16 protein-coding genes and 1 pseudogene are annotated in these 22,864 nt (G+C 72.1%); 9 read left to right on the top strand and 8 right to left on the bottom strand.

The window, feature by feature from the left end:
• Positions 1-2: 2 nt before the first annotated feature.
• The 3 genes from AB0L95_RS08650 to AB0L95_RS08640 are packed head-to-tail and all read right to left on the bottom strand — an operon-like array spanning position 3 to position 2,621.
• Positions 3-1,160 (bottom strand): acetyl-CoA C-acetyltransferase, encoded by a 1,158-nt coding sequence (locus AB0L95_RS08650; RefSeq protein WP_365158980.1) that lies wholly within the window; start codon positions 1,158-1,160, stop codon positions 3-5.
• Positions 1,161-1,181: 21 nt separating this feature from the next.
• On the bottom strand, positions 1,182-1,793 hold the full coding sequence (locus AB0L95_RS08645) for a TetR/AcrR family transcriptional regulator (protein WP_365158977.1): 612 nt from the start codon (positions 1,791-1,793) through the stop codon (positions 1,182-1,184).
• Positions 1,794-1,835: 42 nt separating this feature from the next.
• Positions 1,836-2,621, bottom strand: a complete 786-nt coding sequence (locus AB0L95_RS08640) for an SDR family oxidoreductase (RefSeq protein WP_365158974.1) — start codon at positions 2,619-2,621, stop codon at positions 1,836-1,838.
• Positions 2,622-2,814: 193 nt separating this feature from the next.
• On the opposite strand from AB0L95_RS08640, the gene AB0L95_RS08635 reads away from it, so the two are divergent.
• From AB0L95_RS08635 to AB0L95_RS08625, 3 genes are all read left to right on the top strand, one after another.
• On the top strand, positions 2,815-3,954 hold the full coding sequence (locus AB0L95_RS08635; protein WP_365158971.1) for an acyl-CoA dehydrogenase family protein: 1,140 nt from the start codon (positions 2,815-2,817) through the stop codon (positions 3,952-3,954).
• Positions 3,954-4,910, top strand: a complete 957-nt coding sequence (locus tag AB0L95_RS08630; RefSeq protein WP_365158968.1) for an acyl-CoA dehydrogenase family protein — start codon at positions 3,954-3,956, stop codon at positions 4,908-4,910. The genes AB0L95_RS08635 and AB0L95_RS08630 overlap by 1 nt, the downstream gene beginning before the upstream one ends.
• Before the next feature lie 231 nt (positions 4,911-5,141).
• Positions 5,142-6,053, top strand: a complete 912-nt coding sequence (locus AB0L95_RS08625; RefSeq protein ID WP_365158965.1) for a rhomboid family intramembrane serine protease — start codon at positions 5,142-5,144, stop codon at positions 6,051-6,053.
• 127 nt (positions 6,054-6,180) lie between these two features.
• Here the strand turns inward: AB0L95_RS08625 and AB0L95_RS08620 are convergent, their stop codons facing one another.
• The 3 genes from AB0L95_RS08620 to AB0L95_RS08610 form a co-directional block, all read right to left on the bottom strand.
• Positions 6,181-7,644, bottom strand: a complete 1,464-nt coding sequence (locus AB0L95_RS08620; RefSeq protein WP_365158962.1) for a glutamate synthase subunit beta — start codon at positions 7,642-7,644, stop codon at positions 6,181-6,183.
• On the bottom strand, positions 7,637-12,256 hold the full coding sequence (gltB, locus tag AB0L95_RS08615; RefSeq protein WP_365159618.1) for a glutamate synthase large subunit: 4,620 nt from the start codon (positions 12,254-12,256) through the stop codon (positions 7,637-7,639). The genes AB0L95_RS08620 and gltB overlap by 8 nt, the downstream gene beginning before the upstream one ends.
• Before the next feature lie 374 nt (positions 12,257-12,630).
• Positions 12,631-13,362: a VIT1/CCC1 transporter family protein gene (locus tag AB0L95_RS08610; protein ID WP_365158959.1), complete on the bottom strand. Its 732-nt coding sequence runs from the start codon at positions 13,360-13,362 to the stop codon at positions 12,631-12,633.
• 271 nt (positions 13,363-13,633) lie between these two features.
• On the opposite strand from AB0L95_RS08610, the pseudogene AB0L95_RS08605 reads away from it, so the two are divergent.
• The 6 genes and pseudogenes from AB0L95_RS08605 to AB0L95_RS08580 all read left to right on the top strand — a co-directional run.
• A pseudogene (locus tag AB0L95_RS08605) lies at positions 13,634-14,632 on the top strand (ADP-ribosylglycohydrolase family protein); the annotation flags it as partial.
• A 437-nt stretch (positions 14,633-15,069) separates the two neighbouring features.
• Complete coding sequence (locus AB0L95_RS08600; RefSeq protein WP_365158953.1) at positions 15,070-16,200, top strand: ADP-ribosylglycohydrolase family protein; 1,131 nt, start codon at positions 15,070-15,072, stop codon at positions 16,198-16,200.
• Between the two features lie 8 nt (positions 16,201-16,208).
• Entirely contained in the window at positions 16,209-17,378 is a 1,170-nt protein-coding gene (locus AB0L95_RS08595; RefSeq protein ID WP_365158951.1) for an ADP-ribosylglycohydrolase family protein, read from the top strand.
• Positions 17,366-18,727 carry an ADP-ribosylglycohydrolase family protein gene (locus AB0L95_RS08590; RefSeq protein WP_365158948.1) on the top strand — a complete coding sequence of 454 codons (1,362 nt, stop codon included), beginning with the start codon at positions 17,366-17,368 and terminating at the stop codon, positions 18,725-18,727. The genes AB0L95_RS08595 and AB0L95_RS08590 overlap by 13 nt, the downstream gene beginning before the upstream one ends.
• Positions 18,724-19,911: a CoA transferase gene (locus AB0L95_RS08585; protein WP_365158945.1), complete on the top strand. Its 1,188-nt coding sequence runs from the start codon at positions 18,724-18,726 to the stop codon at positions 19,909-19,911. Before AB0L95_RS08590 ends, AB0L95_RS08585 begins: the two co-directional genes overlap by 4 nt.
• Positions 19,908-20,753: a CoA ester lyase gene (locus tag AB0L95_RS08580; RefSeq protein ID WP_365158942.1), complete on the top strand. Its 846-nt coding sequence runs from the start codon at positions 19,908-19,910 to the stop codon at positions 20,751-20,753. The genes AB0L95_RS08585 and AB0L95_RS08580 overlap by 4 nt, the downstream gene beginning before the upstream one ends.
• Positions 20,754-20,830: 77 nt before the next feature.
• Here the strand turns inward: AB0L95_RS08580 and lgt are convergent, their stop codons facing one another.
• Both lgt and AB0L95_RS08570 read right to left on the bottom strand, forming a co-directional pair.
• Positions 20,831-21,919 (bottom strand): prolipoprotein diacylglyceryl transferase, encoded by a 1,089-nt coding sequence (gene lgt, locus AB0L95_RS08575; RefSeq protein ID WP_365158939.1) that lies wholly within the window; start codon positions 21,917-21,919, stop codon positions 20,831-20,833.
• Positions 21,920-22,035: 116 nt separating this feature from the next.
• A complete protein-coding gene (locus AB0L95_RS08570) occupies positions 22,036-22,812 on the bottom strand; it encodes a thioredoxin domain-containing protein (protein WP_365158936.1) in 777 nt (258 codons plus the stop codon).
• Positions 22,813-22,864: the final 52 nt, after the last annotated feature.

The raw sequence follows: 22,864 nt of genomic DNA, 5'->3' as shown, positions 1-22,864 counted from the left end.
GCTCAGAGGCGTTCGATGATCGTCACGTTGGCCTGGCCTCCGCCCTCGCACATCGTCTGGAGGCCGAAGCGGGCGCCGGTGCGCTCCAGTTCGTGGAGCAGGGTGGTCATCAGTCTGGCGCCGGTGGCGCCCAGGGGGTGGCCGAGGGCGATCGCGCCGCCGTTGGCGTTGACCTTCCCCGGGTCGGCTCCGGTCTCCTTGAGCCAGGCCAGGACGACCGGGGCGAAGGCCTCATTGATCTCGACGAGGTCTATGTCGTCGATCGTGAGTCCGGTCTTCTTGAGGGCGTGCACGGTCGCCGGGATCGGCGCCGTCAGCATCCGGATCGGGTCCTCTCCGCGTACCGAGAGATGGTGGACCCGGGCGCGCGGGGTGAGCCCGTGTTCTCGTACCGCCCGTTCGGACGCCAGCAGGAGGGCCGCCGCGCCGTCGGAGACCTGCGAGGAGCAGGCGGCGGTGACGGTGCCGCCCTCCAGGACCGGCTTCAGCTCGGCCATCTTCTCCAGGGAGGTGTCCCGTCGGGGGCCCTCGTCGACCGCGACGTCCCCGTAGGGGACGGTCTCCCGGTCGAAGCGGCCCTCGTCGATCGCGCGGACCGCCCTGCGGTGCGAGCGCAGCGCGTACTCCTCCTGGTCGTGGCGGCTGATGCCCCATTTCGCTGCGATCAGCTCGGCGCCGTGGAACTGGTTGACGGGCAGGTCACCGTAGCGGGCCCGCCATCCCTCACTGCCCGCGAAAGGCCCCTCGGTGAGTCCCAGCGGTGCGGCGGCCTGGCGGGAGGCGAAGGCGATGGGGATCTGCGACATGTTCTGCACGCCGCCCGCGACCACGAGGTCCTGGGTTCCGGACAGCACCGCCTGCGCCGCGAAGTGCACGGCCTGCTGGGAGGATCCGCACTGCCGGTCGACCGTCACACCCGGCACCTCCTCGGGCAGCCCGGCCGCGAGCCAGCAGGTGCGGGCGATGTCCCCGGCCTGCGGCCCGACGGTGTCCAGGCAGCCGAAGACGACGTCCTCCACGGCGGCCGGGTCCACGCCGGAGCGCGCCATCAGGGCTTTGAGCACATGCGCGCCCAGATCGGCCGGATGGATCCCGCTCAGCCCGCCCCGGCGCCGTCCGACGGGCGTGCGGAGCGCTTCGACGACATAGGCCTCGGCCATGGTCAACTCCCTCACATAGGGCTAGGTGCGTACAGCGATCCCGTCGAGCACCATCGACAGGTACTGCCGGGCGATCTCCTCCGGGCTGTGCTGTCCGCCGGGCCGGTACCAGGACGCGGCGACCCACACGGTGTCGCGCACGAACCGGTAGGTGAGCCGGACGTCGAGGTCGGACCGGAAGACCCGGGCGGCGACCCCGCGCTCCAGCGTCGACAGCCACGCCTTCTCGAACTTGCGCTGTGACTCGGCGAGGAATGCGAACCGTTGCTGCGCGGCGAGTTGCCGGGACTCCTTCTGATAGATCGCGACGGCGGCGCGGTGCCGGTCGATCTCCCTGAAGGACTCGGTGACCAGCGCCTCCAGGGTTTCGCGCGGGTCGAGTTCGGAGTCCAGGACGGTGTCGTAGCCGTTCCAGAGCTCGTCGAGGAACGTGCGCAGGATCTCCTCCAGCATCGATTCCTTGGAGTCGAAGTGGTAGTAGAGGCTGCCCGCGAGCATCCCGGCGTGGTCCGCGATCGTGCGGACGGTGGTGGCGTTGTAGCCCTGTTCGGCGAAGACCTCGGCGGCGGTGTCGAGGAGTTCACGGCGGCGCGCGGGCGCGGCGGTCGCCTGAGGTTTCTTCTTGGTCGGCACGGATCCATTGTGATCCCGGGGGTGCTGGTCCATCGCACGGCGCTACGCGTGCTGGCTGCTGACGGCGACGACCTCGCCGGTCATGTAGGAGGAGTAGCCGGAGGCCAGGAAGACGATCACGTTGGCCACCTCCCATGGTTCCGCATAGCGTCCGAAGGCCTCTCGGGCGGTCAGTCCCCGCAGCAGTCCGGGTGTCGTCACCTTCGCCAGGTGGGGGTGCAGTGCCAGGCTCGGCGAGACGGCGTTGACCCGTACCCCGTACTCGGCGGCCTCGATCGCCGCGCAGCGGGTCAGGGCCATCACCCCTGCCTTCGCGGCGGCGTAGTGGGCCTGTCCGGCCTGGGCGCGCCAGCCGAGCACGGAGGCGTTGTTGACGATCACGCCGCCGCCCGTCTCCCTCATCGATCTGAGGGCCGCGCGGGTGCACCGGAAGGTGCCGTTCAGTGTCACGTCGAGCACTCTCGACCACTGCTCGTCGGTCATGTCGGCGAGTTCGGCGGTGCCGCCGAGGCCAGCGTTGTTGACGACGATGTCGAGCCGGCCGTGCAGCCGGACGGCCGTGTCGAAGAGGGCGCCCACCTGGGCCTCGTCGGTGACATCGCAGACGGCGTGGGCCACTGCCCCGGCGAACTCCCGGTCGAGTGCGGCCGCGTGCTCCTCCAGTCGGCGCGCATGGGCGTCGCTGATCAGCACGCGTGCGCCCTCCTCCAGGAACCGCCGCGCGGTCGCGCCCCCGATGCCCGCACCGGCCGCCGCCGTGATGACGGCGGCGCGGCCCTTGAGCAACCCGTGGCCGGGCACATACGCCGGACTCTCGACGCCTGTCATAGGTCCACGCTAACCTACCAAACACTTGTTAGGGAAGCCTGCAAGAGTCCGCCCGAGCCCCGCCTGAGCCGCCCAAGCCGTCCCCAGCCCGCACCGAGCTGCCCCGAGCTGCCCCGAGCCCACCCCAAACCATCCTGAGCCCATCCCGAACCGTCCCGATTCCGCCCGAGTCCGTCTTCGAAGGGTGCCGCCCGTGGATCTCACCCACTCGCCCGCCGACGAGGCCTTCCGCGCCGAGACCCGGTCCTGGCTGGCCGCACATGCCCCTTCGGTGGCGCTGCCCTCCCTGGAGACCGCCGAGGGGTTCGCGGCCCACCGCGCCTGGGAGGCCGAACTCGCCCAGGGCCGCTGGTCGGTGGTGTCCTGGCCGGCCCGTTTCGGCGGGCGGGACGCGGGGCTGGTGCGGTGGCTGATCTTCGAGGAGGAGTACTACGGGGCGGGCGCCCCGGGACGGGTCGGCCAGAACGGCATCGGCCTGCTGGCGCCGACCCTGTTCGAGCACGGCACCGAGGAACAGCGCGCCCGGGTGCTGCCGCCGATGGCCGCCGGCGAGGTGGTCTGGGCGCAGGCGTGGTCGGAGCCCGAGGCCGGCTCCGACCTGGCCGCCCTGCGGTCCAGGGCCGTGCGCACTCGAGGCGGCTGGCTGCTCAGGGGCCAGAAGACCTGGTCGTCACGGGCGGCCTTCGCGGACCGCGCGTTCGGGCTGTTCCGCAGCGATCCGGACGCCCCGAGACCGCATCAGGGCCTGACGTACGTCATGTTCGACCTGCGTGCCCCCGGGGTGACGGTCCGTCCGATGGGACGTCTCGACGGCAAGCCGGCCTTCGCCGAACTCTTCCTGGACGACGTGTTCGTGCCCGACGAGGACGTGATCGGCGAGCCGGGTCAGGGCTGGCGGATCGCCATGTCGACGGCCGCCGACGAGCGCGGGCTCACCCTCCGCTCCCCGGGCCGCTATCTGGCCGCCGCCGACCGGTTGTTCGGGCTCTGGCAGGCTCACGGCAGCCCGGCGTCGATGAGCGAGCGGGTGGCCGACGCGCTGATCGGCGCCCGCGCCTACCAGTTGTTCGCCCATGCGGCGGCCACCCGCCTCACAGAGGGCACGCCGATCGGTCCGGAGGCCAGTCTGAACAAGGTGTTCTGGTCCGAGTACGACATCGCGCTGCACGAGGCCGCACTCGATCTCCTGGGAGAGGAGGGCGAGCCGGCGGACACGAACTGGTCGCAGGGGTACGTCTTCTCCCTGGCGGGCCCTCTCTACGCGGGCACGAACGAGATCCAGCGCGACATCATCGCCGAGCGGCTGCTCGGCCTGCCGAAGGGCCGACGCTGATGCGTTTCCTGCTGACCGACGAACAGCGCGCGTTCGCCGAGTCGTTGGACGCCCTGCTGACCGCCGCCGGCACCCCGTCGGTCGCCCGCGCCTGGGGCGCGGGCGAGCACGGGGCCGGGCGGGCGCTGTGGTCGCGGATCGCCGAGGCCGGCGTGTTCGCACCGGTGGTCCCGGAGGCGTACGAGGGAATGGGCCCGCTCCCCGTGGAACTCGCCGTGGCCTTCGTGGAACTGGGGCGCCACGCGGTGCCGGGCCCGGTGGTGGAGACAGTGCTCGCGGCGGCCCTGCTGGCCGGGGTGCCCGGGCATGCCGCGCGGCTGCTGCCGTCGCTGGTCTCCGGCAAGGTCATGGCCACGGTGGGCGGGGCGTACGCGCTGGACGGGGATGTGGCGGATGTCGTCCTGGTCCTCGCGGACGGGCAGGTGCGGCTGGCGCCCGGCTGCCGTCCCGAGGTGCGGCCGTCGCTGGATCCCGCCCGTCGGCTCGCCGTCCCGCTGCCGGGCGGGGAGCTGCTGTGCTCCGCCGTCCCTTCGGGTGCTCTCGACTGGGCGCGTCTGGCCACGGCCGCGCAGGCCCTGGGGGTGGGGCTCGCCCTTCTGAGCCGGACGGTCGGGTATGTGAGGCAGCGGGTCCAGTTCGGTGTGCCCATCGGCTCGTTCCAGGCGGTCAAGCATCGGCTGGCCGACGCCGCGATCGCCCTGGAGTTCGCGCGGCCGCTGCTCTTCGGGGCCGCTCTGTCGATGGCTCCGGCGGACATCGCCGCCGCCAAGGTCGCGGCGTGCGAGGCGGCGTACGGGACGGCCCGGACCGCGCTCCAGTTGCACGGCGCGATCGGCTACACCGCCGAGTACGACCTGTCCCTCTGGCTGACGAAGGCGCGAGTGCTGCGCGGGGTGTGGGGGACGCCGACGGAGTGCCGGGCCGCCGTCCTCAGCGGCCGGCGTCCGGGCCCTTGAGACGGTGTCCGTCGGACTGTCGCGTGAGACGGTGTCCGTCGGACTGTCGCATGAGACGACGTCCGTCGAACTGTCGCAGCGGGGTTTCCCGCGTCTGAACTGCGGCGGCGAGGGTGTCTACGTCACGCCGCTGCTCCCCCTCGTCGATCACCGTTCCGATGAGTTCGCTATTTTGTTCGCCGCCGACCCCACCGGCTCATCTTCATCCATCCCCCGACCGAGGAGCCGGCCGTGGAACCCGAGTCCGCCGTCACCACCTGCTACCGCCATCCCAAGGTGGAGTCCTACGTCCGCTGCACCCGCTGCGACCGCTACATCTGCCCGGACTGTATGCGCGAGGCGGCCGTCGGCCACCAGTGCGTGGAGTGTGTCAAGGAGGGTGCGCGGTCGATCCGTCAGGCGCGCACGGCGTTCGGCGGTCGGATCACCACGGCGCCCGTGGTGACGTATGTGCTGATCGGCCTCAATGTGCTCGCCTACCTCGGCGAGTTGGTGCGTCCGGCGATCGTCGACCGGTTCGCGATGCTGGGCGCCGGTCTGCGGGGGCCGGACGGCGGCCACTATCTGTGGCAGTACCCGTACCCGCTGGAGCTGCATGCGGAGGGTGTGGTCGGCGGACAGTGGGAGCGGCTGCTGACCGGTGCGTTTCTGCATCTGCCGCCCACCCAGGGCACGTTCGGCATTCTGCACATCGTGATGAACATGGTGTCGCTGTGGAACATCGGCCGGGTGGTGGAGGCGCAGCTGGGCCGCGTCCGCTACATCACGCTCTATCTGCTGTCGGCTCTCGGCGGCTCCGTGCTCGTCCTGCTGATCGCGCCCGACAACCCCACGATCGGCGCGTCCGGCGCGATCTTCGGTCTGGGCGCCGCCTACTACGTGATGGCCCGCCGTCTCGGCGCCGACATGAGCACCGTCAACCGCTACATGGGAGGCCTGCTGCTCTGGCTGGTGATCTCGGCGGGGCTGACCTCCTGGCAGGGGCATCTCGGCGGTCTGCTGTCGGGCGGGGTGGTGACCCTCGTGTACGCGTACGTCCCGCGCGGCCCACGTAGGGGCCTGATCCAGGCCGCTGTCTGTGGGGGACTGCTGGTGCTGCTGGTGCTGCTGGCGGTCGGCAAGGTCACCCAACTGACGAGCTGAGCGGTGCGGCACGGGCGACGGCGCCCGCCCCATGGTCCGGTCGGGGACTGGGGGCAGGCGCCGTCTGTGTTCCGTACGCCTTTGTACGGGACGTGTTTGCGTGACCGTGAGGTCACGTCCGGGGGGCTCAGACCGTCAGGGCGCGGTCCGTCGGGCGGATGGGGGCCGGCAGGTCGCTGACGCCCGTGAGGTAGCGGTCCACGCCACGGGCCGCCGAGCGGCCCTCGGCGATCGCCCACACGATCAGGGACTGGCCGCGGCCGGCGTCGCCCGCCACGAACACACCCGGGACGTTGGTCTGGAATTCGGCGTCACGGGCGATGTTGCCGCGCTGGTCCAGCTCCAGGCCGAACTGCTCGACCAGCCCGTTCCGCTGGTCGGTGCCGGTGAAGCCCATGGCCAGGGTGACCAGCTGTGCGGGGATCTTCCGCTCGGTGCCCGGCTTCTGGGTCAGCTTGCCGTCCACGAACTCGACCTCGGCGATGTGCAGCCACTGCACATTGCCGTCCTCGTCGCCCTCGAAGTGGGTCGTGGAGGCCGAGTAGATGCGCTCGCCGCCCTCCTCGTGGGCCGAGGTGACCTTGTAGAGGATCGGGAAGGTCGGCCAGGGCTGGCTGACCGGGTGCCGCTCGTCGCTCGGGCGCGGCATGATCTCCAGCTGGGTGACGGAGGCCGCGCCCTGGCGGTGGGCGGTGCCCACGCAGTCCGCGCCGGTGTCACCGCCGCCGATCACGACCACGTGCTTGCCCTCGGCCGAGATCGGCGCGGTGACGTAGTCGCCCTCCTGCACCTTGTTGGACAGGGGCAGGTACTCCATGGCCTGGTAGACGCCCTTGAGCTCGCGGCCGGGGACCGGGAGGTCGCGTGCGGTCGTCGCGCCCGCGGCGATCACCACGGCGTCGTACCGCTTGCGCAGGTCGGTCGCCTTGAGGTCGCGGCCGACCTCCACGCCGGTGCGGAAGCGGGTGCCCTCCGCGCGCATCTGCTCGATACGGCGGTTGATGTGCCGCTTCTCCATCTTGAACTCGGGGATGCCGTAGCGCAGGAGGCCGCCGACGCGGTCCGCGCGCTCGTACACCGCGACCGTGTGACCGGCACGGGTCAGCTGCTGGGCGGCGGCCAGACCGGCCGGGCCCGAGCCGATGACCGCGACCGTCTTGCCGGACAGGCGCTCGGGGGCCTGCGGCTTGACGGTGCCGCCGTCCCACGCCTTGTCGATGATCGAGACCTCGACGTTCTTGATGGTGACCGGCGGTTGGTTGATGCCGAGCACACACGCCGACTCGCACGGGGCGGGGCACAGCCGACCGGTGAACTCCGGGAAGTTGTTGGTGGCGTGCAGCCGCTCGGAGGCCTCGGTCCAGTCCTCGCGGTAGGCGTAGTCGTTCCACTCGGGGATCAGGTTCCCGAGCGGACAGCCGTTGTGGCAGAACGGGATGCCGCAGTCCATGCACCGGCTGGCCTGCTTGCTGATGATCGGCAGCAGCGAGCCGGGAACGTAGACCTCGTTCCAGTCCTTGACGCGCTCGCCCACCGGGCGGGACGTGGCGACCTCGCGGCCGTGCGTCAGGAAGCCCTTGGGATCAGCCATTGGTCGCCGCCTCCATCATCTTCTCGGTGATCTCGGTCTCGGTGAGACCGGCTCGCTCGGCGGCGTCCTTGGCGGCGAGCACTGCCTTGTAGGCGCTGGGGATGATCTTGCTGAAGCGGTCCACGGCCTTGTTCCAGTCGGCGAGCAGCTTGCCGGCGACCGTGGAGCCGGTCTCCTCGGCGTGGCGGCGCACCACGTCGTGCAGCCACTGCCGGTCGGCGTCGTCCAGGGCCTCGACGGCGCCCTGGTTGCCGGCGTTGACGTTGTCCCGGTCCAGGTCGATGACGTAGGCGACACCGCCCGACATACCGGCCGCGAAGTTGCGGCCCGTCTCGCCGAGCACGACCGCGTGGCCACCGGTCATGTACTCGCAGCCGTGGTCGCCCACGCCCTCGGACACCACCAGCGCGCCGGAGTTGCGGACGCAGAACCGCTCGCCGGTACGGCCGCGCAGGAACATCTCGCCGCCGGTCGCGCCGTAGGCGAGGGTGTTGCCGGCGATCGTGGAGTACTCGGCGAGGTGCTCGGCCGCGCGGTCCGGGCGCACGACGAGCCGGCCGCCGGACAGGCCCTTGCCGACGTAGTCGTTGGCGTCGCCCTCCAGGCGCAGGGTGATGCCGCGTGGCAGGAAGGCGCCGAAGGACTGGCCCGCCGAGCCCGTGAAGGTGATGTCGATCGTGTCGTCGGGCAGGCCCGCGCCGCCGAACTTCTTCGTCACCTCGTGGCCGAGCATGGTGCCGACCGTGCGGTTGATGTTGCGGATCGCGACCTGGGCACGCACCGGCTGGGCCTCGGCCTGGGAGTTCGCGGCCAGGGCGTCGGCGGCGAGCTTGATCAGCTCGTTGTCGAGGGCCTTCTCCAGACCGTGGTCCTGGGCGACGACCTGATGGCGCATCGCGCCCTCGGGCAGCTGGGGCACGTGGAACAGCGGCTCCAGGTCCAGGCCCTGTGCCTTCCAGTGGTCGACCGCGCGGGCCACGTCGAGGGCCTCGGCGTGGCCGACGGCCTCCTCGATGGAGCGGAAGCCCAGCTCGGCGAGCAGCTCGCGGACCTCCTCGGCGATGAACCGGAAGAAGTTCACGACGAACTCGGCCTTGCCGGCGAAGCGTTCGCGCAGCACCGGGTTCTGGGTGGCGATGCCGACCGGGCAGGTGTCCAGGTGGCAGACACGCATCATGACGCAGCCGGAGACGACGAGCGGCGCGGTCGCGAAACCGAACTCCTCGGCGCCGAGCAGCGCGGCGATGACGACGTCGCGGCCGGTCTTGAGCTGGCCGTCGGTCTGCACGACGATGCGGTCGCGCAGTCCGTTGAGCAGCAGTGTCTGCTGGGTCTCGGCGAGGCCGAGCTCCCAGGGGCCGCCGGCGTGCTTGAGGGAGGTGAGCGGGGAGGCGCCCGTGCCGCCGTCGTGGCCGGAGATCAGGACGACGTCGGCGTGTGCCTTCGACACACCCGCCGCGACCGTGCCGACGCCGACCTCGGAGACCAGCTTCACGTGGATCCGCGCCTGCGGGTTCGCGTTCTTCAGGTCGTGGATCAGCTGGGCCAGGTCCTCGATGGAGTAGATGTCGTGGTGCGGCGGCGGGGAGATGAGGCCGACGCCCGGGGTCGAGTGCCGGGTCTTGGCGACCCAGGGGTAGACCTTGTGGCCGGGCAGCTGGCCGCCCTCGCCGGGCTTGGCGCCCTGGGCCATCTTGATCTGGATGTCGTCCGCGTTGACCAGGTACTCGGAGGTCACGCCGAACCGGCCGGAGGCGACCTGCTTGATCGCCGAGCGGCGGGCCGGGTCGTACAGGCGCTCGGGGTCCTCGCCCCCCTCACCGGTGTTGGACTTGGCGCCCAGCTGGTTCATGGCGATGGCGAGGGTCTCGTGCGCCTCCTGGGAGATGGAGCCGTACGACATGGCGCCCGTGGAGAAGCGCTTGACGATCTCGGAGACCGGCTCGACCTCGTCGACGGGGATCGGCTGCCGGCCGGACCGGAAGCCGAACAGGCCGCGCAGCGTCATCAGGCGCTCGGACTGCTCGTTCACCCGGTCCGTGTACTTCTTGAAGATGTCGTAGCGGCCGGTGCGCGTGGAGTGCTGGAGACGGAAGATCGTCTCGGGGTCGAACAGGTGCGGTTCGCCCTCGCGGCGCCACTGGTACTCGCCGCCGATCTCCAGCGCGCGGTGCGCGGGAGCGATGCCGGAGGCCGGGTAGGCCTTGGCGTGGCGGGCGGCGACCTCCTGGGCGATGACGTCGATGCCGACGCCGCCGATCTTGGTGGCCGTGCCGTTGAAGTACTCCTCGACGAAGGCCTCGTCCAGTCCGACGCCCTCGAAGACCTGCGCGCCGCGGTAGGAGGCGACGGTCGAGATGCCCATCTTGGACATGACCTTCAGGACGCCCTTGCCGAGGGCGTAGATCAGGTTGCGGATGGCCTTCTCGGGCTCCATGCCCGGCAGGAACGTTCCGGCCCGGACCAGGTCCTCGACGGACTCCATCGCCAGGTAGGGGTTGACGGCCGCGGCGCCGTAGCCGATGAGCAGGGCGACATGGTGGACCTCGCGGACATCGCCGGCCTCGACCAGCAGGCCCACATGGGTGCGCTGCTTGGTGCGGATGAGGTGGTGGTGCACGGCCGCGGTGAGCAGCAGCGAGGGGATCGGCGCGTGCTCGGCGTCCGAGTGCCGGTCGGAGAGCACGATCAGGCGGGCGCCGTTGTCGATGGCCGCGTCGGCCTCGGCGCAGATCTCCGCCAGGCGCGCGGCGAGCGCGTCACCGCCGCCGGAGACCCGGTAGAGGCCGGAGAGGGTCGCGGCCTTCATGCCGGGCATGTCGCCGTCGGCGTTGATGTGGATGAGCTTGGCCAGCTCGTCGTTGTCGATCACCGGGAAAGGCAGCAGGACACTGCGGCAGGAGGCCGCGGTCGGCTCCAGCAGATTGCCCTGCGGACCCAGCGACGAGCGCAGGGAAGTGACCAGCTCCTCGCGGATCGCGTCCAGCGGCGGGTTGGTGACCTGCGCGAACAGCTGGGTGAAGTAGTCGAAGAGCAGACGCGGACGCTCGGAGAGCGCGGCGATCGGCGAGTCGGTGCCCATGGAGCCGATCGGCTCGGCGCCGGTCCTGGCCATCGGCGCGAGGATGACGCGCAGCTCCTCCTCGGTGTAGCCGAAGGTCTGCTGGCGGCGGGTGACCGAGGCGTGGGTGTGCACGATGTGCTCGCGCTCAGGCAGGTCGCCCAGCTCGATCTCGCCGGCCTCCAGCCAGTCCTGGTACGGCTGCGCGGCGGCGAGGGTCGCCTTGATCTCGTCGTCCTCGATGATGCGGTGCTCGGCGGTGTCGACGAGGAACATCCGGCCCGGCTGCAGCCGGCCCTTGCGGACGATCTTGGCGGGGTCGATGTCGAGGACGCCGACTTCGGAGCCGAGGACGACGAGGCCGTCGTCGGTGACCCAGTAGCGGCCGGGGCGCAGACCGTTGCGGTCGAGCACGGCGCCGACCTGGGTGCCGTCGGTGAAGGTGACGCAGGCGGGGCCGTCCCAGGGCTCCATCATCGTGGAGTGGAACTGGTAGAACGCGCGCCGGGCCGGGTCCATGGAGTCGTGGTTCTCCCACGCCTCCGGGATCATCATCAGCACGGAGTGCGGCAGGGAGCGGCCGCCGAGGTGCAGGAGTTCGAGCACCTCGTCGAAGGAGGCGGAGTCGGACGCGTCCGGCGTGCAGATCGGGAAGATCCGCTCCAGGCTCTCCTGGGCGCCGCCCTGTCCGTTGTCGGCCGGGCCGAACAGGTCGGACAGCAGCTGCGACTCGCGGGCGCGCATCCAGTTGCGGTTGCCCTTGACCGTGTTGATCTCGCCGTTGTGGGCGACGAAGCGGTACGGGTGGGCGAGCGGCCAGCTCGGGAAGGTGTTGGTGGAGAAGCGCGAGTGGACCAGCGCGATGGCCGTGGCGAAGCGGCGGTCGGACAGGTCCGGGAAGAAGGGCTCCAGCTGGCCGGTGGTCAGCATGCCCTTGTATACGATCGTGCGCGCGGACAGCGACGGGAAGTACACGCCGGCCTCGCGCTCGGCGCGCTTGCGCACCACGAACGCCTTGCGGTCGAGGTCGATGCCCTGGCTCGCGTTGTCCGTGACGAACAGCTGGCGGAAGACGGGCATGGTGGAGCGGGCGGTGGCGCCCAGCAGCTCGGGGGCGACCGGGACCTCACGCCAGCCGAGGACGGTCAGGCCCTCGTCCGCGGCGATCGTCTCGATCTGTGAGACGGCCTCGGCGGTCGTCGCCTCGGGCAGGAAGGCGATACCGACGGCGTAGCCGCCCGCCTCGGGCAGTTCGAAACCGGCCACCTCGCGGAAGAAGGCGTCGGGCACCTGGGAGAGGATGCCGGCGCCGTCACCGGAGTCGGGCTCGGAGCCGGTGGCACCGCGGTGCTCCAGGTTGCGCAGAACCGTGAGCGCCTGTTCGACCAGCGCATGGCTCGCCTCACCGGTGAGGGTGGCCACGAAGCCGACGCCGCAGGCGTCATGCTCATTGCGGGGGTCGTACATACCCTGCGCAGCAGGGCGAGCATCCATGAAGGACCAGTTCTGGCCATTCGTGGAATGCTGGGACGGCTGGCGCGGCGTACGCATCGGCTCTCCCGTCGTCGTCATGTGGCATGTGCAGTGCCGAGGGACGACGTTGGCCCTCTGCGTCAGGTGCAAAATTTCGTGCAGGTTACATGATGGGGGCGTTCTCGGAAAGCGGGATAGACCGTTCCACCATGCGGACATCAGCGGGGCGCGGGGCGGGTTCGGGTTCCACGCACGGCGATGAAGTCAGGGGGCGCAAGCGGACAGATCGATGTCCGTCGGGCCAGGAGGCGGGGCGGGCGTCGTCACCCACCGCTGAGGTGCGGCGCAGGCGTCATTGCCCGCGGTGCTTACGGCTCATGCCCGGTGGTCAGGCGGTCGAAACCGTCGAGTAACAACTACTTATACGGTCCCTCGTATAAATGTTGTGCTCTCTATCCTACGGCGGTACCGAACAGGCTGCCCAGGACGTACGTCACACCCGCCGCCGCGCCACCGAGGGCGAGCTGCCGCAGTCCGCTGTACCACCAGGTCCTTGCCGTCACCTTGGCCACGACCGCGCCACAGGCGAAGAGCCCGAGCAGGGCGAGCAGCACCGAGGGCCACAGGGCGTGGGCGCCGAGCAGGAACGGCAGGACGGGCAGCAGGGCACCGAGGGCGAAGGAGCCGAAGCTGGAGACGGCTGCCACCAGCGGGGAGGGCAGGTCGCCCGGGTCGATGCCGAGTTCCTCGCGCGCGTGTATCTCCAGGGCCTGCTCCGGGTCGCGGGAGAGCTGGCGGGCGACCTCGCGGGCGAGTTCGGGCTCGACGCCGCGGGCCTCGTACAGCGCCGCGAGTTCCGCCTCCTCGTCCTGCGGATGCTTGCGCAGTTCGCGGCGCTCGACATCCAGCTCGGCCTCGACCAGCTCACGCTGCGAGGCGACGGAGGTGTACTCGCCCGCGGCCATGGAGAAGGCCCCGGCGGCCAGGCCCGCGAGACCGGTGATGATGATGGTCTGCTGGCCGACGAAGCCGCCGGCCACACCGGTCATGAGGGCCAGGTTGGACACCAGTCCGTCCATCGCGCCGAAGACGGCGGGGCGGAGCCAGCCGCCGTTCACATCGCGGTGGGTGTGGTTGTCCCGGTGCGCCTCGTGCAGAGTCGCCTCGGTCTCGATGATGGCCATGCCCGGTTCCCCCAGGTGTGCTTGCTTGGACTGTTTCCACTTTTCGACAACGCCCAAAGTACGTCGTATATTGCCCGGGCGCCAGCAAGGAAAGGCTGGGCTAACCTGCACTTTTGGCGCTGAGCGCTCATCCGTGTATGCCTCTGCACAGATGTCGGAAGGGTGATGCTGAGGCCGGCGAGGCTCGTCGGGACGGCTCCCGTGGCACAGATCCGCAAAGCGGTTCCGTGTCCCGGACCGGGGAGGGGCGTCCTGAGAGAAGAGGCTCCGTATGGCATCCACCGCCTGCACTCCCCCGGCCCCGGCCCCCGGGAACGCCTCCGGCCTGCGGGAACGGGCCCGCGGCGCACTGCTCGGCCTCGCCGTCGGGGACGCGCTGGGCGCGCCCGCCGAGAACATGCGGCCGTCCGAGATCCGCGCCCGCTGGGGCCGCATCACGGGGTACGTCGTCGAGCAGCCCTGCGGCACGGACGACACCGAGTACGCGATCTTCTCGGGGCTGCTGCTGGCCCGGTACGGCTCCGCGCTCACCGCGGCGCACGTGGAGGCGGCCTGGCACCGGTGGATCGCGGACCGCGACGAGGGCCCGTTCCGCGGGGCGGGCTTCAGTGAGCGGGGCACGCTGGAGAACCTGCGCAGAGGCCTCGCAGCACCCATTTCGGCGCAGCACCGGCACGCCTGGAGCGACGGCCTGGCCATGCGGGCGGCTCCCTTCGGCGTCTTCGCCGCGGGACGCCCCGTGGAGGCGGCCCGGCTGGTGGCCGTCGACGGCTCGGTGAGCCACGAGGGGGAGGGCATCTACGGCGGCCAGGCGGTCGCCGCCGGGGTGGCGGCGGCGATGGCGGGCGCGCCGGCGACCGCCGTGGTGGCCTCGGCCCTGGCGGTCGTCCCCGACGACTCGTGGACCGCCCGCTCCCTGCGCCGCGCGGTGACGGCAGCGCGCCGGGGCGCCCTCGCGGTCCGCTCGGCGGTGGTGATCGGCGGCTATCCCTGGACGGACCTCGCCCCCGAGGCGGTGGCCCTGGCCTTCGGCGCGTACGCGGCGGCGGACGGCGGCTTCGAGGAGTCGGTGCTCACCGCGGTGAACATGGGCCGCGACGCGGACACCACGGCGGCGGTCGCGGGTGCGCTGGCCGGCGCGACCTGCGGTGTGTCGGCGATCCCGGCCGCGTGGGCGGCGGCGATCGGGCCGGTCCGCGGGCGGTGTCTGCCGTCCGTGGCGGGCCACCATGTGCTCGATGTGGCGGACCTGCTGACGCCTCGGGACAGCGGGACACCGGCGACCGGGACGACACCCCCGGCACGGAGCGCCACGACCCACGCGCGACGGGGCCGGCCCGCGGACGAGGGCGATACGGCTCCGCCCAGGGACAGCAGCCAGTCGGTCCGGTCCACGGACAACAGTCATTCGGTCCGATCCAGGTTCGACAGTCACCCGGCCCCGCCCGACGACGGCAAGGAACCCGTACCCCTCGCCGCCGGCACCGCGCCGGTGGCGCCCGCGACCCGCCTCGATCCGGCCCCGCCCGACGACGGCAAGGACCTGGTGCCGCTCGCCACCCCCGACGCGCCCCTGGCACCCACAACCACCCGCGACCCTGTGCATCCCAACGGCCCGCCGCTGCAGGACGCCCGGGCGCAGCCCGATCCCGCGGCCTATGCCGAGGCGGCGTACGTGGCCGTGGCGGACGAGGACGAGGCGGAGTCATGAGCGCGGCCACCGGTCCCCGCCGGGTCGAGGGGCTGCTGCTCGGGCTCGCCGCGGGCGACGCCGCCGGATGGCCGGCCGCCCGGCACCGGGCCGCCCGGATGCCCGAGTGGACCCGGCGGCTGACCCGGGAACTGGACACCTTCGCCGAGCAGAACGCGACCACCACCCTGCCCGTGCCGATCGCGCTCAACCAGCCGCCGGAACCCCTGCGGCTGGGGCCGTCGGACGACGCCGAGTGGGCGGCGTTCGCGGCGGAGGCCGTGCTGCGGGCCGGGGACGGCAGCGCGCTCGGCGACCTCGGCCGGCAGCGCAGGATGCGCGCGGCCATCGATCTGTCCTGGAACGCCGTCGCCGCCGAGGTCGCCGCCGCGGCCGACCGGGCGCCCGAGGTCGAGTCGGCGGTTCCGCCGCTGCGCGCCCGTATCTCCGTACGCGCGGGACTCGGCAATCTCGCCACCGGTCTGCGCCCGCCCGCCACCGGCCACGACAACCCGCACTACTTCGACGACGCGGCCTGCGTACGGGCCTGTGTGCTGGCCGTGGCGCACCCCGGGGATCCCCGACTCGCCGCGGAACTGGCCGAGTTCGACGCCCGCTACACCCAGGACGGCGACGGGGTGCACGGGGCGCGCGCCATGGCCGCGGCCCTCTCGCTCGCCCTGTCCGGGGAGGGGGTCGAGGCCTGCGTGGCGGCCGCCCTGGCCGAACTTCCGGAGTCCACCGAGATCGGCCGCAACGCCCGGCACGCGCTGACGCTGGCCCGGGACGGCGACCGTGCCTTCTCCGTCGTACCGCTGCTGGAGCACCAGATCGTCGACCACGTCTACAGCTACGGTGTCGCGGCCGCGGAGACCGTCCCGGTCGCGCTCGCCCTGGCGACGGCCGCCCGCGGCCGGATCGTCGAGGCCGTGCCCGCCGCCGCGTGTCTGTCGCGGGTCGCCGACTCCGCCCCGGCCCTGGCCGGTGCGCTGACCGGGGCGATCGGAGGCGGCGCGGCGATCCCGCCCGCCTGGCGGGACGCCTGCCGCACCCTGTCCGGCTGCGCGCTCCCCCGGCTGACCGGTACCGATCTCGTACACCTCGCCGAACTCCTGGAGGCGACGGAACTGACCGCTCCAGGTGGATGATTCGGGACATGACGCCCACTTCTGACGAGACGATCCCTCTCGACGAACGCATCACCGGCGCCCTGGTCGGTGCCGCCGTCGGCGACGCCCTCGGCGGACCCGTCGAGGGCCACTCGCCCGCGCAGATCGTCGAACGGCACGGCGGCCGCGTGCACGGAATCGTCGGACCCTGGCACGGCGACGACTGGCGCACCGCCCGTCCCGTGGCCCCATACCACAAGGGCGACGGCCATGTCACCGACGACACCTTGATGACCCATGCGCTGGTACGGGTGTACGCGGCCGTCCGCGACCACCTCGACGCGTACGCGATCGCCGAACACCTGGTCCCGGACCTGATGACGAACCCGCGCTGGATCCCGGAGCTGGAGGCGGAGACGATCCCCCTCCAGCGGATCTTCCTCGCGGAGAAGTGGCTGGTGACCAGGCTGCACTACGGCCATGTCGATCCGCGCGAGGCGGGCACCGGCAACATCGTCAACTGCGGTGCGGCAATGTACATGGCGCCGGTCGGCCTGGTCAACGCGGCCCATCCGGCGGGCGCGTACGCCGAGGCGCTGGATGTGGCGGGGGCGCACCAGTCGTCGTACGGCAGGGAGGCGGCCGGGGTGTTCGCGGCGGCGGTGGCGGCCGCGTGCGTGCCGGGGGCTACCGCCGACTCGGTCGTGGGCGCGTGTCTGTCCCTGGCGAAGGACGGTACGCGTGCCGCCATCGAGACGGTCTGCGACACGGCGTCCCGCTACTCGGACTTCGAGTCCGCACTGCGTCCGCTGCGGGAGGCGGTGGCCCCCTACGACACGGTCGGCCCGGACTACCGCGCCCCGTCCCTGGGCGCCCGCCGGCCCTCCCGGCTGCATGCGATCGAGGAACTACCGGTGGCGCTCGGCATGGTGGTGGTGGCACGCGGCGACTACCGGCACGCGGTGCTCGGCTCGGTCAACTACGGCCGGGACTGCGACTCCATCGCGACGATGGCGGGCGCGATCACGGGCGCGCTGGGGTCGGAGGTGCCGTCCTACTGGGCGAAGGAGGTCGCCGAGGCCAGCCGTCTGGATCTGCACGCGCCGGCCCGGACGCTGACGGAGGTCACCCGGGAGATCTTCGCCCGGGACGTGTACCGCCGCCGGTCCCATGAGGCGGCGTTCGCCGGGATGGGAGGCCCGAGGTGCTCCGAGTGACCTGGGTCCAGCCGGAGGACCTCCTCGGGCACGAGCTGCGCCAGGCGGAGCTGGAGGGCCGCGAGACCTCGGCCGTCGCAGCGCGGTGGTACCGGGCGGGCGGGCCCGAGGCTCCGGTGCGGGCGGGCGCGTCGTCCGCGCCGGTGTCCCCGTATCTGCGGGTGCTGGCGAAGGATCTGCTGGACGAACTGGCCGATCTGCCCCGCCGGTCGGCGGAGCACGAACCGACCTGTCTGGAGCGCATCAGGGCCCTGTGTCCGGACTGGCCCGAGCGGGCCGGGAGCGTGCGGGCCCCGGCCGTGGCGCGTCTGGAGGCCGCCTGGCTGGGCCGGGCCGTCGGCTGTCTGCTCGGCAAGCCCGTCGAGAAGCTCCCCCTGGACGGCATCCGTGCGCTCGCCCGCGCCACGGGCAACTGGCCCCTGCGCACCTGGTTCACGGCCCGCGGAGTACCGGACGACCTCGCCGAGCGGTACCCCTGGAACCGCCGATCCTCCGCGAACTCCCTGGCCGAGAACATCGACGGCATGCCCGAGGACGACGACCTCAACTACCCGCTTCTCAACCTGCTGTTGCTCGGCCGCCACGGCAAGGCCTTCACCACCGGGGACGTGGCCCGGCTCTGGCTCGACGAACTGCCCGCCGGGCGCACCTTCACCGCCGAGCGCGTCGCCTACCGCAATCTGCTCTGCGGCATCGAACCCCCGCGCACGGCCCGCCACCGCAACCCCTTCCGCGAGTGGATCGGCGCCCTGATCCGCGCGGACGTCCACGGCTGGACCAACCCGGGCGACCCGGCCGCCGCGGCCGGACAGGCCCACCGCGACGCCACCCTCACACACACCGCGAACGGCGTGTACGCGGCCATGTTCACGGCCGCAGCTCTCGCCGAGGCGGCCACCGGCGTCCATGATGTCCACCGCTGCCTGCGCACCGGCCTCTCCGTGGTCCCACCCGGCTCCCGGCTGGCCCGCGCCGTCCGCCACGCGATCCGGCTCGCGCGGACGACATGGGACTTCGACGCGGTCGTCGACGAACTGCACGCCACTCATCGCGCCTGTCACTGGGTCCACGCCGTGCCCAACACCGCCCTGATCGCCGCCGCCCTCACCCACGCAGACGGCGACTTCACCGGCTCGGTCTGCCGTGCGGTGTCCGGGGGCTGGGACACCGACTCGAACGGTGCGACGGCGGGCAGCGTGGCGGGCCTGCTGGCCGGACACCCCGGTGCGCTGCCCGACCGCTGGACGGCCCCGCTCAAGAACCGGCTGACCACGTCCGTCGGCGACTTCAACGGCATCGGCTTCGACGCCCTGGCCCATCTCACCCACCGGGAAGCCCACCGCTCATGACCGCGCCCCTCACCGGCCTCCGCGTCCTCGATCTCGCGACCCTCTTCGCCGGCCCCCTCGCCGCCACCCTGCTCGGTGACTTCGGTGCCGAGGTCATCAAGGTGGAGCATCCGGTCCGGCCGGACCCCTCGCGCGGTCACGGCCCGACGAAGGACGGGGTGGGCCTGTGGTGGAAGCTGCTGGGCCGCAACAAGCGCACGATGACCCTGGACCTGTCCCGGCCGGGCGGGCGGACGACGCTGCTGCGCCTGGCCGCGACCGCCGACGTGGTGATCGAGAACTTCCGCCCCGGCACGCTGGAGAAGTGGGGTCTGGGCTGGGACGAGCTGTCGGCCGCGAACCCCCGGCTGGTCCTCGCCCGGGTGACCGCGTTCGGCCAGTTCGGGCCCTACGCGCACCGCCCCGGCTTCGGCACGCTCGCGGAGGCGATGAGCGGGTTCGCGGCGATCACCGGGGAGCCGGAGGCGCCCCCGACGCTCCCGCCGTTCGGGCTGGCCGATTCGATCGCGGCCCTGACGACGGCGTACGCGGTGCTGACCGCCCTCACGGGCCGGGACCGCACCGGCGCGGGACAGGTCGTGGACCTGGCGATCATCGAACCGATCCTCACGGTCCTCGGGCCGCAGCCGATCTGGTACGACCAGCTGGGCCACGTCCAGGGGCGCACCGGCAACCGCTCCCAGAACAACGCCCCGCGCAACACCTACCGCACCGCGGACGGCGGCTGGGTCGCCGTGTCCACCTCCGCGCAGTCCGTCGCCGAGCGGGTGATGCGTCTGGTGGGCCGTCCGGAGGTGATCGAGGAGCCGTGGTTCGCGAGCGGCGAGGACCGGGCCCGGCACGCCGATGTGCTCGACGAGGCGGTCGGCGGCTGGATCGCCCGCCACACCCGGGCGGAGGTGCTCAAGGAGTTCGAACAGGCGGAGGCGGCGGTCGCCCCGGTGCAGGACGTACGGGATGTCATGACCGACCCCCAGTACACGGCGCTGGACACGATCACCACGGTCCCCGACCCGGAGCTGGGCCGGCTGCGGATGCAGAACGTGCTCTTCCGGCTGTCCGCCACGCCCGGCGCGATCCGCTGGGCGGGCCGTCCGCACGGCGCGGACACCCGGGTGATCCTCGGCGAGCTGGGCCTCACGGACGGGGAGATCGCCGCGCTCGAGGCGGAGGGCACCCTGTGAGCGCGGGCCCGGGCTTCCCCCCGCTCACCTTGCTGTACGCCCCCGGGGACCGTCCGGAGGTGGTCGGCAAGGCGCTGCTGTCGGGGGCCGATGTGGTGCTGGTCGACCTGGAGGACGCGGTCGCCCCGGACCGCAAGGAGTTCGCGCGGGCGGCGACGGCGGAACGGCTGTCCGAGCGTGTGCCGGTGCCGGTCCATGTCCGGATGAACGCGCTGGACAGCCCGTGGGCCGAGGCGGATCTCGCGGCGCTGTCGGCCCTGCCCGGTCTGTCGGGCCTCAGGCTGCCGAAGGTGACGTCACCGTCGGACGTGGTGCAGGTCGCGCGGCGGGCCGCTCGCGCGGCGGGCGGGGCGGTCCCCCTCTACGCGCTGTTGGAGACGGCCCTGGGGGTGGAGCGCGCGTACACGATCGCGTCGGCGCACCCGGCGCTGCGGGGCATCGCGCTGGGCGAGGCGGATCTGCGGGCGGATCTCGGGGTACGGGAGGACGCGGGCCTGGACTGGTCGCGGGCCCGGGTGGTGGTGGCCGCACGGGCCGCCGCGCTGCCGCCGCCCGCCCAGTCGATCTACCCGGACACCAGGGATCTGGAAGGGCTGGCGGCCTCCTGTGCCCGTGGCCGGACCCTGGGCTTTCTGGGGCGGGCGGCGATCCACCCCCGCCAGCTCCCCGTGATCGAGCGGGCCTACGCGCCCACCGCGGAGGAGATCTCGTGGGCGGAGGAGGTCCTGAAGGCGGCGGCCAGGGAGCCGGGCGCCCTGGCCCTCCCAGACGGTCGGTTCGTCGACACGGCGGTGGTCAGGGAGGCGCACACCACGCTGTCCCTGGCCCGCCGCAGGCGCTGAGGGCGGGCGGTGCCCCGCAGCACGTCGGGGGCGCCGTATCCCGTGATACGGCGCCCCCGACGGTGGGAAAGCGTTTCTCAGCTCTTCTTCGCCGACCGGGCCTCGTCCGCCGCCGGAGCCTTCGCGTCCTGCGGGGTGCCGGGGTCCTCGGTGGTCTTCTCCGCCCCGGACGCGCCCGGAGCCGGTGCCGCGGGCTCGTCCTTGGCCTGGTCCGGCTCGTCCTCGGCCTGGTCCGGCTTCTCGTCGGACTGCCCGCGCTTCACGTCTGCGGACTCCGGCTTCTCGTCGGACTGCTCCGGCTTCTTCTCCAGAGCCGCGGAACCGCCGTCCTCCCCGGTCTCGCCGTCGGAGGCGCCCCGCTCCACGATCTCCTCGCGGCCCGGCCGCAGCCGCGACGAGACCACGATGTACACGACCGCGCCCAGGAACACCAGCATGGCGGTCCAGTCGTTCAGCCGCAGGCCGAGGATGTGGTGCGCGTCGTCGACCCGCATGTACTCGATCCAGCCGCGGCCCACGCAGTACGCGGCCACGTACAGCGCGAAGGCCCGGCCGTGCCCCAGCCGGAAGCGGCGGTCCGCCCAGATCACCAGGAACCCGACCCCGACGCACCACAGCGACTCGTACAGGAACGTGGGGTGGTAGTAGCCGGGCACCCGGCCGCCCGCCGAGGACGTGATGTGCAGCGCCCACGGCAGGTCCGTCGGCCGGCCGTACAGCTCCTGGTTGAACCAGTTGCCCCAGCGGCCGATCGCCTGCGCGAAGGCGATACCGGGGGCGACGGCGTCGGCGTACGAGGGCAGGGTGATGCCCCGACGGCGGCAGCCGATCCAGGCGCCGATCGCCCCGAGCGCGATGGCGCCCCAGATGCCGAGTCCGCCCTCCCAGACCTTGAACGCGTTCACCCAGTCACGGCCGTCGCTGAAGTACAGCTCGTAGTCCGTGATCACGTGGTAGAGCCGTCCGCCGACGAGGCCGAAGGGCACCGCCCAGACCGCGATGTCGGCCACGGTGCCCGGGCGGCCGCCGCGGGCGATCCAGCGTTTGTTGCCGAGCCACACGGCTACGAAGACACCGATGATGATGCAGAACGCGTAGCCGCGCAGCGGAATGGGGCCGAGGTACAGCACTCCGCGCGAGGGGCTGGGGATGTAGGCAAGTTCCATGGCAGGAACGACGCTACCGTGCCGGACGCGCAGCACGGCAATTCACCTGGCTACGGGTCCATAACGTACGCCGCCCCCGGCGTGGCGGGCCGGGGGCGCGCCGGGCGTGGCCCGCCTCAGGACTTGTTCGCCGATTCCACCAACTGCTTCAGCTTCGCGGGGGTCATCGTCCGGTCGGTGTAGATGTTCTTGCCGTCGAGGAGCACGGTCGGGGTGCCGCTGAAGCCACCGCTCTGGAACGCGTCGTTCGACTTCGCCACCCAGCCGTCGTGTGTGCCGTCGTTCACACAGGTCTGGAAGGCGGGCGTGTCGAGACCGGGGACCTTGCCCGCCAACTCGATCAGCTTCGCCTTGTCGGAGAAGCCGTCCTCGGTCTCGCTCGGCTGGTTCTCGTACAGCACGTCGTGGTAGTCGCGGAACTTGCCCGCGTCCTGGGCGCACGCGGCGGCGTTGGCCGCGCGGTGGGAGCCGCTGCCGCCGGTGTTTCCGTCGATGAGCGTGACCAGGTGGTACTCGGCTCTGAGCTTTCCGGCGTCGGTCAGCTGGCGGATCGTCGGGCGGTAGGTGGTCTCGAAGGCCTGGCAGGCCGGGCAGCGGAAGTCCTCCCACACCGTGAGGGTGGACTTGGCGGAGTCCTGGCCCACCGGGATCGCGAGGCTGTCCTTGCCCGTCGCCCCCGAGGGCGCCACGGCGGGACCGGCGGCGCCGCTCTTGCCGCTCTTCCCGGCGTTCGCCGCCAGGAGGCCCACCACCGTCGCCAGGCCCAGGACGCACACGATCGACGCGCCCACGATCAGCGCCCGGCGGCGCCTGTCCGCGCTCCTCTGCCTCTGTCGCTCGTCCGCCAGCCGCTCACGGGCGGTGCGCTTTCCGTCACGGTTCTTCTCGCTCACATCCGGCAGAACGAACCGGGGAGGCGCAGCGCGCCTCCCCGGTCCCAGGTCC

It is taken from the genome of Streptomyces sp. NPDC052036 (genome assembly GCF_040680495.1).
Lineage (GTDB): Bacteria > Actinomycetota > Actinomycetes > Streptomycetales > Streptomycetaceae > Streptomyces.
Note: the sequence above shows the minus strand (reverse complement) of the source record. Positions and strands in the feature narration are given on the sequence as shown.